This window comes from Dyella sp. PARNA 12/25, from assembly GCF_055702865.1.
The window spans coordinates 126499-138298 of sequence record NZ_JBVQCI010000001.1 but is presented as its reverse complement, the minus strand read 5'-3'; the positions used below and the strand labels follow the sequence as shown (position 1 = coordinate 138298).

9 protein-coding genes are annotated in these 11800 nt (G+C 63.0%); 3 read left to right on the top strand and 6 right to left on the bottom strand.

The features are described from left to right. Nucleotides 1–35: 35 nt before the first annotated feature. The 6 genes from AC0GUR_RS00600 to AC0GUR_RS00575 form a co-directional block, all read right to left on the bottom strand. The gene (locus AC0GUR_RS00600; RefSeq protein ID WP_472875516.1) at nt 36–2441 is read right to left on the bottom strand and encodes a hypothetical protein; all 2406 of its coding nucleotides are present in this window, start codon (nt 2439–2441) and stop codon (nt 36–38) included. An 83-nt stretch (nt 2442–2524) separates the two neighbouring features. Then, a complete protein-coding gene (locus tag AC0GUR_RS00595; RefSeq protein ID WP_472875515.1) occupies nt 2525–3727 on the bottom strand; it encodes a DUF3142 domain-containing protein in 1203 nt (400 codons plus the stop codon). Between the two features lie 85 nt (nt 3728–3812). Next, the gene (locus AC0GUR_RS00590) at nt 3813–4415 is read right to left on the bottom strand and encodes a response regulator (RefSeq protein WP_472875514.1); all 603 of its coding nucleotides are present in this window, start codon (nt 4413–4415) and stop codon (nt 3813–3815) included. A 207-nt stretch (nt 4416–4622) separates the two neighbouring features. Next, nucleotides 4623–5858 carry a sensor histidine kinase gene (locus tag AC0GUR_RS00585; protein ID WP_472875513.1) on the bottom strand — a complete coding sequence of 412 codons (1236 nt, stop codon included), beginning with the start codon at nt 5856–5858 and terminating at the stop codon, nt 4623–4625. 15 nt (nt 5859–5873) lie between these two features. Next, entirely contained in the window at nt 5874–6659 is a 786-nt protein-coding gene (locus AC0GUR_RS00580; RefSeq protein WP_472875512.1) for an ABC transporter permease, read from the bottom strand. Further along, the gene (locus AC0GUR_RS00575; RefSeq protein WP_472875511.1) at nt 6659–7573 is read right to left on the bottom strand and encodes an ABC transporter ATP-binding protein; all 915 of its coding nucleotides are present in this window, start codon (nt 7571–7573) and stop codon (nt 6659–6661) included. The genes AC0GUR_RS00580 and AC0GUR_RS00575 overlap by 1 nt, the downstream gene beginning before the upstream one ends. Nucleotides 7574–7858: 285 nt before the next feature. Between AC0GUR_RS00575 and AC0GUR_RS00570 the strand changes: the two genes are divergently transcribed. From AC0GUR_RS00570 to AC0GUR_RS00560, 3 genes are all read left to right on the top strand, one after another. Continuing rightward, nucleotides 7859–9355 carry an aminotransferase class III-fold pyridoxal phosphate-dependent enzyme gene (locus AC0GUR_RS00570; RefSeq protein WP_472875510.1) on the top strand — a complete coding sequence of 499 codons (1497 nt, stop codon included), beginning with the start codon at nt 7859–7861 and terminating at the stop codon, nt 9353–9355. Nucleotides 9356–9563: 208 nt separating this feature from the next. Further along, on the top strand, nt 9564–9920 hold the full coding sequence (locus AC0GUR_RS00565) for a PsiF family protein (RefSeq protein WP_472875509.1): 357 nt from the start codon (nt 9564–9566) through the stop codon (nt 9918–9920). Nucleotides 9921–10175: 255 nt separating this feature from the next. Further along, complete coding sequence (locus AC0GUR_RS00560) at nt 10176–11774, top strand: ATP-binding cassette domain-containing protein (RefSeq protein ID WP_472875508.1); 1599 nt, start codon at nt 10176–10178, stop codon at nt 11772–11774. Nucleotides 11775–11800: the final 26 nt, after the last annotated feature.

The window sequence follows — 11800 nt, the reverse complement described above, 5'->3', positions numbered from 1 at the left end:
TCGCGCAAAACCCTGATTCGACGCCCAAGCCTGCTTCAGTCGGCTTTTGGGCGGCGCCGGCGCAACACGATCCAGGCTGCCATGCCGCCGATCAGCACGATGAAGCCCGCCAGCTCAAACGGGAAGTATCGACGTATCGCATGCCTGACGGCAGCCACCTGCTGGGTGCGCTTGAGTTGCCGCGCACCACCAAAATCCGGCTCTTCGCAGTTCCGGCCGAAATTGTCAGCCCATGCCACATAGGGCCCCTGCTTCACGTAGCGCTGGTAATAGGTCGTCGCGCGGCGCAGGCGCTCCGGGGGCTCGCTGGGAACCGGCTCGCCGTAGCCCTGATGGTGGTCGTTGTAGTCGGGCGGGCCTTCGAGCATCCAGCCAGTCGCCTGGCACATCACGGCCGCGTAGGCCTGCGAGCGCGGCGGCAGCAGATCCGCCGCACGCACGGCATGGTCAGCCGCGAGATAGCGATAGTGGAAACGAAAGTCGGGCTTGGCGACGCTTTCTGCGTAGCGCTGGCGCTCGCCATCGGTGACGTAGGCCTGCTTCAGCGAGCCAGGCTCTTGCCCGCTGCCACCCTGGTAGCTGCCGCCGTTGTCGTTGTAATCCGGGCCCTGTTCATAACCGAGGATTTCCATACCGCTTTCGCGGGCGATGACGGCGGCGGCATACAGCGCCTGCGCCTTGCCGATATCGGTCCATGCATGCTCGCTGTCGTGCAGGGCCTTGGCGTAATCCCTCGCCTTGTTGCGGAGACTGGACACCTGCAGTTTGCCTTCATCGTCGTAGGTGCCGAAGCGAGGATCACCATCCACCGGGAAGTAAGCCTGCGCTTCATCGTAACGTCCGGCGCGCATCAGGCGGCGGGCCAGCAACCAGCGCAGGTTGTCGCCGATCGGACGCAGGTTGCGGTAGTAGCTGTTCTCGTCGGTGCCCTTTGCGGGTATCGGCGTAGCCCGTGCATGCGCGTCCACAAAGGCCTTGAGCTCATCGACCGTCAATACGCGCTCGGCCACATAGGCAGCGTCATTGCCATAGCCCATGCCCGCCATTTCCATCTCTTCGTCGTAGACGTTGCCATCGCCGCCGACACCCGATGCCGCGTCGTAGAGATGGCCCATCGCCTCGATATATTCGCCGCGCGCCAGCGCCAGCACACCGCGTTCGCCAGTCAGCAGATGGACGTTGGCCGGTTCGATTGCGGGTTGTGCGTCGTCCACCTTGGGGAAAGCCTTGGCGGCCGCGGCATAAGCCGCGCTTGCGGCCGCCATGTCACCCTTCTGCAAGGCCAGCTTGGCGTGCACCCAGTCAGCCAAAGGACCAGAGGCCTTGTCGGCCAGCTTGCCCGCCAACTCGTAATTGCCCAGCTGATAAGCCAGCGCAGCCAGCTGGTCGGCACCAGCCACCTTGTCCAATCCGCGTTGCTCGATGGCGTGCACCAGAGCTTGCAATCGAGGATCGGGCTTGTTTGCCGCGCCGCCGGTCGACGTTTCCTCCGAACTACCACTCATGCGTGCCAACGCATAAGTCACCAGCAAGCGCTGCGGTACCGGACTATCGATCAGCTCGGCCACGCGCTGCTCGCTGCGCATCGCGTTTTCAGCCAGGGCCACTAACGATTGCACGCCACTGTTCGAGTCGTGCCCGGCCTGTGCGGCATACAGCGTGATCGCACGCTTCAAATCCGCGGTGGCAATTCCATCGGCGCAGGTCTTGTCGAGCTTTTCGTTATCGCCGTCATACCCTTCCGAACCCAGTAAGTCGCCCCACGTGCATTGCTTGCCATGGCTGTACAGGTAGAGGCGCGCCTCTTCACCGAAGCTGGCCACGGCCAGGCCCTGCGGATCGGAGCCGCCGTCCACGGCGAGCGCGCGCGCCTGCTGGAACGCCTTGGCTGCGGCAGCGCGCTCGCGCTGAAACGTGGTGGCATCCGATGTGGCTTCGTTGGCCTTGGCAGCGTGGATGCGACCCAACATATACGCCGCCCATACCGAACGAAGCTTCGCCTGATCGGGGGGCAGCGCCAGCACCTGCTCGAAACGGGTCGCAGCGCGATCCAGCTCATTCTTGGCAAAATCCACGGCCCCCGCAGAGTAGGCGCGCAAATCCGCAGGCAAATCCTGGCTTTGCTCGAAAGCCGCATCGCCATCGCCTGCTTGCCGCAATGTCGCGATGCGATCGAACTGCGCCGCCGTCAAACCAAGGGCCTTGGCCTGCGCGTCCCTATCCTTCTCGGGTTCGTACAGTTGCGTCTCGCTGGAGGTCAGCTTGTCGGTAGCCACCAGCAGATGCATCGCTTCGAAAGCGAAGCTGTTCTGCGGCGTGGCCTTCAGCGTGCCGGCACGCTGATCGAGCAACTGGTTGGGAAACATCGGGCCGCAAGCCCAGGCAACGGCGCCAGCAAGGCCGGCCACCACTGCAGCGACAATCCATGGGCGCTTGTACATGGTTTCACCTGTGGTAAGGGCGCTCCGCGCCCTGAAAGCCCAAGTATGACGGAATGGTTCGAGGTTATGCCTGCATCGACGATTCACGGTGATGGAAGTTGCAGCGCGACCGGCCCCTGCGTGCAACGTAGCCAGCCGATACGTGTTTCGCGTCCGGCGCGCAGCGAACCCACGCGAACACGCTGCAGATACAAGCCCTGCGGCGTACGCTGCAAGGAATAGCCTTGAATGCCGTCGGCGACATCGCAGCGTGAATCGATGCGCACCAGCGCGGGCAGCGACACATCCGCATTGCCGTCGTTGATCAGTCGCAAGTCATACAAGCTGACGTCAGCCATGCGACGCGCCTGCGCCTTCAGCGAAGGCTGCAACGGCGTGCGCGTCAACACGGCCTGCCAGCTCGCGACACTCCAGGCCCTCTCGTCATCGCCCGTCGGTAGACGAAACCAGACGAGTCCCGCCAACCCCTGCGGTGCATCGGCTTCGAGCGCGGCAACAAAGCGCTGCATGGTTTGCGGATCGGCAAACAGTTCGCTGGCATCTTCCCCACCCACCAGGGTGGGGTGCTCGCTCTCGACGGAAGCGACTCGGCCTTGCTCATCCCAGCTGACGCGCGTGCCGTAGGCTGGTAGCGCCACACGCCACGGCTTATGCGTATGGCCGGCGAACGACGCCAGCCATGCCTGCGCCTGGGCCGGATTGAACAGTCCCGCGCGGGGCGACTGCACTGCATGAACCTGAAGCACCGCTTCGTCGGCTTGTGCCAACAACGTATCGAGTGCAGCGCTGCCCAGCCAGGTGGGCAGGGCGGTGATCGACAAGCGTTCATCCGCCAAAAGCCTGCTTCGCAATGCCTTGAGGAAATGGGTGTAGGCCGGCAAGCGAGCAGTGGCGCAATCGTGATCGATCTCGACGCCGGCCAAGGTCAGGCCGCTCTGGCGCCAGGTATCGAGTACCGACTGCACCTGATCGAGCAACGTCGCCTCATCCCATTGCGCCAACTGCCCTTCGATACGCACCACGACCACTACCGGCTTGTGGCTAGCCGCTAATGCCTGCCAGTCCGGTGTGAAGTCGCGCCACTGCCCTCGCCCATCCAGCTCCGCTGCGAGCACGCGCCATGTGCGCACGCTGTCGGCATCGCGGCCAACCGCTTTCGCCAGCACCGGCGTCCATTGCCGCTGCCAGATGTATGCATCATTGGGGAGCGATACCGAGCGACGCGCACAAGCCGACAGGCCCAGCGCAGCGATCAGCCAGGCGCAACAGATAAGCAGTCGTGACATCGGAACAGGCAAGGAAGCGCTCGCATGAAGAACCCGCAGCGCTTATTGCACCTCAATGTTGCCGCCGTGACCAGCCAGGGCTGGCTCAGAGCCAACCCTTCTGCCGCGCCAGCCGATACGCCTCGATACGATTGGCGGCGCCCAGCTTGCCGATGGCCTCGGATAGATAGTTGCGAACGGTGCCGTGAGAGAGATTGAGCTGGGTGGCGATGTCGTTGGCCGACTGGCCCTCGCCCGCAAGCCGCAGCACCTGCCGCTCGCGGTCATTGAGTGGGTCTGCCTCCGACCAGGCTTCCAGTGCCAATTGAGGATCGATGGCGCGGCCACCGCGATGCACCGTGCGCAGCGCTTCGGCCAGATTCTCTGCCGGGGCATCCTTCAAGAGGTAACCGGATACGCCCGCGTCCAGCGCACGGCGCAGAAAACCTGCCCGGGCGAAGGTGGTCACAATGATCACCTTCATGGGCAACTCGTGCCGCTGAATGCGCTGCGCCAGTTCCAGTCCGGTCAATCCGGGCATCTCGATGTCAGTCACCAATACGTCGGGTTTCAGGCGCTGCATCTCGCGCCACGCCGCTTCGCCATCAGCCGCGGAACCCAGCACTTCGATATCCGACTCAAGGTTCAACAGAGCGGAGAGTGCACCGCGCACCATCGCCTGATCTTCGGCCAACAACACACGAATCATGGGGTACTCCCTGTGGAAAAACGCGACATCTACTTAAGGCCCACTTCAATATTGAAAATAATCAAAAGAACGAAGCGTCATTCCCGCGAAAGCGGGAGGCGCATCAAAACAGCGAAGCTGGTCATCCAGCGCCTTTAATTGCCTGAAGAGCCAAGGCACTGGATTCCCGCTTTCGCGGGAATGACGGCCATAGGCAAGGCTCGGCCATCATGTCGCTTGACGCTCTTGCAGCGTTCCGCCTAAGGGCGTGATCGGCTCACTGACATCGCCGTTCTCGCGCTGAAAGGCGCGGAGCCGCAACGGCACACTGATAAGCAAACGCGTTCCCTGCCCACGCGGCGAGGCCACCTCTAGTACGCCACCGAGCGCACCGACGCGCTCGTGCATACCTTTCAATCCATTGCCGTGCCCAGCAATGCCGCCGCGTCCGTTGTCTTCGACACAGAGCTTCAGCGTTTGATTGTTGACCACGGTGGTCACCTTCGCCTGCGTGGCGCGCGCATGCCTTGCGATGTTCGTTGCCGCTTCGCGTAGCACCAGCGCCAGGCCACGCTCCACCTCCAGCGGCAGCGAAGGCGGCAACTCCCCGCATTCAAAAACCACGCCTGACGACTCCAACATCAACCTCGCCGAGGCCAACTCGGCGGCAAAATCGGTCGCGCGAATGCCGCTGACGGCCGCACGCACTTCTTGCAGGGCGTGTCGGGCCACCCGCTCGGCTTCTTCCACTTCGCGCCGGGCCGCTTCGCTGTCGCGGTCAAACAGCTTGCGCGAAAGCTCCAGCTTCAGGGTGATCAGCGACAAAGTGTGGCCGAGAAGATCGTGCAGGTCGCGCCCGATGCGTTCGCGCTCGGCCAGCGCGGCAAGGCGACGTACTTCGTCATGCGACAGCCGAAGTTCCGCTTCCTTTTCGTCATTCAATCGCTCGACATATACGGCCAGGCCGATGATGACCGACGTGAACGGAATCCAGATCACCGCCTGCCACACGTAATGCAGTCGCCACACCTCGAACATGCAGATGACGTTGAGTACCAGCAGTATCCCCATGTACCGGCGGAAGCTCATGCGGTTGCTGCGCAGCATGATGGTGCCGTAGATGAAATAGGTCAGACCGCTCGCATACCAGGGCAGTAGTCCCAATGCCATCGCCAGCATCGCCAACGCATAGCGATAGGTGTGTCGCCGCGGCGCCACACAACAGCTGGCGTACAGAAACAGGAACAAGGGGTAGGTCACTGCCGTCAGCAGCGCCCAACGAAGCGTGTAGTGGTCGAAGATCGGTGTGATGAACACCCATATGGACCACGCCAGATGCACGGCATCCGCCCAGGGCGATTTGCCCTTGCGTATGCTCATGGCCACCAACGAGTCCGGTGCCGGGGTAAACCAGGTCAGTATCCACTTGCGCAAAACACCTGCCTCCCCGTCGGTTTGCCGCATCGCGAGCATGCTACTTCAACCCACGCGGCGCAGGCGGCGTACTGCGAGCATGAAAAACACTGCGCCATAGACGGCCAGTACCAGCACATGCCCCCAAGGCGATGTGTGCCCCATACCCAGTGCGCCAAGCGCCAGTGGCTGAAGGTGGGTGCTGGGCCAGATCGGTGCGATGTGCTGCAACGCGACCGGCATCATCGGCAGCGGAATCCACAGGCCGGACAAGAACGACATCGGCAGATAGATCAGGTTGAGCATGCCAGCTGCGCCCTGCCCTTTCACCAGTGTGCCGACCAGCATGCCCATGGCACAGAACGGCAGCACGCCGAGCATGCCGGTAAGCAGCAACATCGATGCTTGCCCCAAGCTCAACTGAACATGCGCCCATACTGTCGCCATGACCAGCAACAACACGATCACCCCGCCCGCCGCGAGCATCGCCATCAGCATCTTGCCTAACAGGTAGGCACCGGGTGGCATCGGCAGCGCACGCTTGAGCGTCAGCAGGCCGTTGTCGCGTTCCGTCGCCAGTGACACGCCGAAACCAAAGAGGCCTGGACTCATCACACCGAACATGCCGTAGCTCGCCAGCATGTAGCGTGCTGCGTCACCACCGGCGTGCTGATTCATCACGATGCCGAACAGCAAATAGAACATGCTTGGGAACAGCATCACCGGCAGCATGAAGCTGGGTGCGCGCAGATAGCGCAGGCATTCGCTGCGCGCTTCTTCAAGGTACGCACCGAGTATGCGGCGCGGCGTCATGCCGGATGTCTGGGTTACTTCCATCGCAACGGTGGACATCACGCTACCTCCTTCTCGCTGTCGGATTCGCGCGTGAGTTCGGTGAAGGCCTCGGCCAATCCGGCCCGGCGCACTTCTAGTTCAGACAAGGCGGGATCGGCATCGAGCAAGCGGCGCAGTACTTTCTCCGGCGCGTCACTGTGCAAAAGCAGGCGCTCACCTTCCCGCTCGGCACGGCGGACGTGAGGCCATTGCGCCAGCGCATCTGGATCAAGATCACTGATGCAGCGAATGCGAGTGAGCGAAACGCGCGACCGCAACGTGTCCACGCTGCCTTCACTCAGCACCCGCCCTTTTGCCAGCACCACCACGCGCTGCGCCAAGGCTTCGGCTTCCTCCAGATAGTGCGTGGTGAGCACGACGGCGCAGCCCTCGTTCACCAGGCGACGGATAGCAGCCCACAGTTTTTGCCGCGCTTCGATGTCCATGCCGACGGTCGGCTCGTCGAGAAACAGCAATTCGGGTCGTCCGCACAGGGCGATGGCGAATTGCACATGGCGTTGTTGGCCGCCCGACAGCTTGTCGTAACGTCGCCGCATCAGGTCGGCGATGCCGGCAAGCTGCACGGTTTCGTCCAGCGTGCGAGGCACCGGGTAGTAACTCATGGTGAGGCGAAGCAGTTCGGCGACGGTCAACGTGGCCGGCAGCACGGCCGATTGCAGCATCACGCCGATGCGACGGCGTGCGTCAATATCTTGCGGGTCCCTGCCGAACAGTTCGACGTGACCGGCATCCGCACGCACCAGCCCCAGCAACAAACCAATGGCAGTGCTTTTGCCGGCTCCGTTGGGTCCCAGCAAAGCAAGCAATTCGCCGCGGTGCAGCATGAGGTCCAGTCCGTCCAACGCTGTTAAAGCGCCGTAACGTTTCACTGCACCAGCCAGGCTGGCGACGGCTGTATGAGGCTTTTCCATGGCTCCTCCTCCTTGCCTGCCATGCTAGACGTGGCATGGGTTTGCCCGCAGTTGCCAGCGTCAGCATACGCGGATGACAAGCGTCACACGGGGTACCGGCGGCGACTTTGCCGCGCTATGCTCGGCAAGTCGTTGCATTGCCACATCCGTGAAGGATTGCACTGCGACATGCCCCCACAGGGCAGGAAGCGCTGAACAATCACGCGTTTCCACCACGCATTCATTAGACACATCGATGCGCATGCCATCGGGACGGCAGGCAAGTCGACCTTGAAGGAGGAACCCATGGGCGTGATTGATCAGCTGCGCGAAATGCGCGAATTCGGCGGCGCACCGCAGACCACCGGCCTCGACGATGCCACCATCGAACGCTTTGCCGCGAGCCACCCTGCGCTGGCGCAGGCGATCGAGGAAGCGGTTGCGCGCCATCGCGAGCTGCGCAGTGAGATGGGTGATTTCCTCAAGCTGGACGAGTCCGTGCAGCTGGCGAAAGTGCAGACCGAATACGTCAACTTCTATCCGGACGATGCGATCAACCCGTACCTGCCGGCCGCCGCGCGCGGCCCGTGGGTGGTGAGCCTGAAGGGCGCGGTGATCCACGACAACGGCGGCTACGGCATGCTCGGCTTCGGCCACAACCATGCGCCTATCGACGCGGCGCTGGCGCGCCCGCAAGTGATGGCCAATGTGATGACGCCCAGCGTCTCGCAGATGCAGTTCACCAAGGCGATGGATCGTGAGCTCGGCCGCCACCGCGGCAGCAACCCGTACTCGCGTTACCTGTGCCTCAACTCCGGTTCCGAGGCGGTGGGCCTTGCCTGTCGTATTGCTGACGTCAACGCCAAGCTGATGACCGATGCCGGTGCACGCCACGCCGGCCGCACCATCAAGCGCGTGGCGGTGAAGGGTGCTTTCCACGGCCGCACCGACAAACCGGCGCTGTATTCCGATTCCACCCGCAAGACCTATTTGCAGCATCTGGCCAGCTATCGCCACGAAGACACGCTGCTTACGGTGCAGCCGTACGACGTCGCGCAGCTGGAAGCCGTGTTTGCCGAAGCGGACAAGCACGGCTGGTTCATCGAGGCCATGTTCCTCGAGCCGGTGATGGGTGAAGGCGACCCGGGTCGCGCAGTCACGCCGGAGTTCTACCAGAAGGCTCGCGCGCTCACGGAAGCGCACGGTTCGCTGCTGCTGGTCGACTCCATCCAGGCCGGCCTGCGCGCGCATGGCGTGCTGTCGATCACCGACTACCCTGGCTTCGAGAAGCTGGCGCCGCCGGACATGGAGACCTTTTCCAAGGCACTGAACGCCGGCCAGTATCCGCTGTCCGTGCTCGCCGTGAACGAGCACACCGCGGAGCTGTATCGCAAGGGCATCTACGGCAACACCATGACGACCAACCCGCGCGCACTCGACGTGGCGTTGGCCACGCTCAACGAGCTTACCGATGACGTGCGCAACAACATCCGGGTGCGCGGCAAGGAATTCGTCGACAAGCTCAGCACGCTGAAGAACGAGCTGGGCGGCCTGATCACCAAGGTGCAGGGCACCGGCCTGTTGTTCTCGTGTGAGTTGTCGCCGGAGTTCAAGTGCTACGGCGCCAACTCCATCGAGGAGTACATGCGCGAACGCGGCATCGGAGTGATCCATGGCGGCACCAACTCGCTGCGCTTCACCCCGCACTTCCTGGTAACCAGCGCCGAGGTGGATCTGGTGGTCTCGCATGTTCGCCAGGCTCTGTTGCAGGGCCCACGCAAGCTCAAGGCCGAAGCCGCCTGAGCCACTGAGCGCACGCTCCGCACCACAGGAGGGCCGCCCCGGCAACGGGCGCGGCCCTTTTCATTTGGAATCGTTGAGGTGGCGGTCAGCGACCTGCGGCGTTGCTGAACGGCGCGCTCGACAGGCCTCGACACCCCTCCCCTGCGCCCCGCCGGCAGTCATAGACTTGCGCCACCGGCACTCGCCGGTCATCCAGGAGGGTACCCGCATGTCTTCGCGTTTGAGCCTGATGGTTGCCAGCGTCGCGCTGGCGTTTGCCGCCTCTACCGCTTTTGCCGCGCCGCAGGACGCGGGCAGCAGCGCACCCGCCAAGAACTCGCAGCAGCAGCGTATGACCGACTGCAACAAGCAGGCGACAGGCAAAACCGGCGACGACCGCAAGGCCTTCATGAGCAGCTGCCTGAAAGGCGAGGCCCCGGCCGCCGCACCGACCAAGCAGACCCAGCAGGAAAAGATGAAAGCCTGTAATGCCGATCCGCAGGCCAAGTCGCTGAAGGGCGATGCCCGCAAGCAGTTCATGAGCACCTGCCTGAAGGGTGATTCCGCCCCGGCTGCCGCGCACTGATCGCGCAGCAGCACCAAGGGCGCCGGTGATGGCCGGCGCCCTTTTTTATTTGCGCTTAAGACTTGTCTGTTATTCTGCGTTTTCACTTCTCTCCGGGATTCACCGCCGACATGCGCCTCTAAGCCACTCGCCTGCCAACTGACTGCCGCCTTTCTAGGGCGCGTCACGTATGGCCACGAGTGACAGGGCGGTCGACATCCCTTAGCGCGTTTTGCGCCGGCCCCCTGTCGTACACCACTCCTTGCTGGAGGGTCTATGACAGCCATAGCCATACTCGCCCATCAATTGGGTTTTACCCCGCCCGGGCACGATCCCGTATTCCACGATGTGGACGCGTCCTTCGCCGTCAGCCGACATGCCTTGATTGGGCGCAATGGCAGCGGCAAATCACTGCTGGGCCGCATCCTGGCGGGCCAGCTCGCGCCATCCTATGGCAGCGTGACTCGCTATGCCGATGTCGCTTATCTGCCACAACACTTGTCTGCAGCCGGCGAGACCATGGCAGGCGCGCTTGGCGTCCAGCACAAACTCGATGCGTTGCAGCGCATTGAGGCAGGCAGTGTCGACCCGACGGATTTCCAGACGCTTGCCGATGACTGGAGTGTGCGCGAGCGCTTCAGCCGCTGGCTGTCTGGCGTTGGATTGCCCAACGATCCCGCACGCCCCTGGGCAAGCCTCAGTGGTGGTGAACGTGTGCGCCTGCAATTGACGCAGATGTTCGAGCAACCCGATCACTTTCTGATACTGGATGAGCCCGGCAATCATCTGGATGGCCGTCGCCGCGACTGGTTGCGCGAGCGTCTGGCGGCGCATGCGGGCGGCTATCTGTTGATCAGCCACGACCGCCGTCTGCTCGCCGATGTGGAAAGCATCGATGAATTGTCGACGCCGGGGCTGTGTCGATATGGTGGAAATTACTCAAGCTACGCCACGCGCCGCGACGCAGAAGCGCAAGCAGCCGAGCGGCAACTGGATCAGGCGCGTCGCGAGCAAAAGGCGCTGGATCGGCGACATCAGGAAGAACGCCTTCGCCTCGAGCAACGCCAGCACAAGGCAAATCGCGAACGCGCGAACGCCAACATGCCGACTATCCTGATGGACCGCCAAAAGCAGCGTTCGGAAGACACCTCGGCACGCCTGCGCACATCGCAGCTGGGGCAACAGGCACGGCAACGCGAAGAACTAGACCAGGCCCGCGCACGCATGGACACGCATCGTGCACAGCGCTTCGACCTTGGCGGACTTCCAGCGACTCATGCAGCGCTTCAACTGGAAGGTGTCATTCCACCCCACGGGCATGCGCAGCCCATCGACTGCTATCTCGCTCCCGGCGAGCGACTGCATGTGAGCGGCGACAATGGTAGCGGCAAGTCGAGCCTGCTCGCGGCCATCGCGGGCGATGCGCTCTTGCGTGCGGGACGGATCCGCAAGGGCGAACGACAGCTGCTGATCGACCAGCACTACAGCCTGCTTCATGACGACCAGAGCGCGCTGGAGAACTTGCAAAGGCTTTCACCCGGGCATACGCCAACGCGTTATCGCGAATTCCTCGCCGGCATCGGCCTGCGCCGCGAACGCATCGACGTGCCGGCAAGTCTCCTGAGCGGTGGCGAACGCGTGAAGCTGGCCTTGCTCGCGGTGGACAGCGCCACCGAGCCATACGATCTGCTGTTGCTCGATGAGCCGGACAGTCACCTCGATCTGGAGAGCCGTCACCTGCTCGAACTGGCACTGGCAACTTACCGCGGCTCGCTGATTCTGGTCAGCCATGACCCTGACCTCGTGGCCCATGCGCGCATCGACCACGTGCTTCAGCTGCACCATCCACTCGCCCTCGTCACCCTGGGTGAGTGACAATCCCTCGACTTTGTTGCCAGGCC

Excerpts from the sequence above, each read along its gene's own strand:
- AC0GUR_RS00600 (WP_472875516.1), bottom strand. The coding sequence starts at position 2,441 with ATGTACAAGCGCCCATGGATTGTCGCTGCAGTGGTGGCCGGCCTTGCT.
- AC0GUR_RS00595 (WP_472875515.1), bottom strand. The coding sequence starts at position 3,727 with ATGTCACGACTGCTTATCTGTTGCGCCTGGCTGATCGCTGCGCTGGGC.
- AC0GUR_RS00590 (WP_472875514.1), bottom strand. The coding sequence starts at position 4,415 with ATGATTCGTGTGTTGTTGGCCGAAGATCAGGCGATGGTGCGCGGTGCA.
- AC0GUR_RS00585 (WP_472875513.1), bottom strand. The coding sequence starts at position 5,858 with ATGCGGCAAACCGACGGGGAGGCAGGTGTTTTGCGCAAGTGGATACTG.
- AC0GUR_RS00580 (WP_472875512.1), bottom strand. The coding sequence starts at position 6,659 with ATGTCCACCGTTGCGATGGAAGTAACCCAGACATCCGGCATGACGCCG.
- AC0GUR_RS00575 (WP_472875511.1), bottom strand. The coding sequence starts at position 7,573 with ATGGAAAAGCCTCATACAGCCGTCGCCAGCCTGGCTGGTGCAGTGAAA.
- AC0GUR_RS00570 (WP_472875510.1), top strand. The coding sequence starts at position 7,859 with ATGGGCGTGATTGATCAGCTGCGCGAAATGCGCGAATTCGGCGGCGCA.
- AC0GUR_RS00565 (WP_472875509.1), top strand. The coding sequence starts at position 9,564 with ATGTCTTCGCGTTTGAGCCTGATGGTTGCCAGCGTCGCGCTGGCGTTT.
- AC0GUR_RS00560 (WP_472875508.1), top strand. The coding sequence starts at position 10,176 with ATGACAGCCATAGCCATACTCGCCCATCAATTGGGTTTTACCCCGCCC.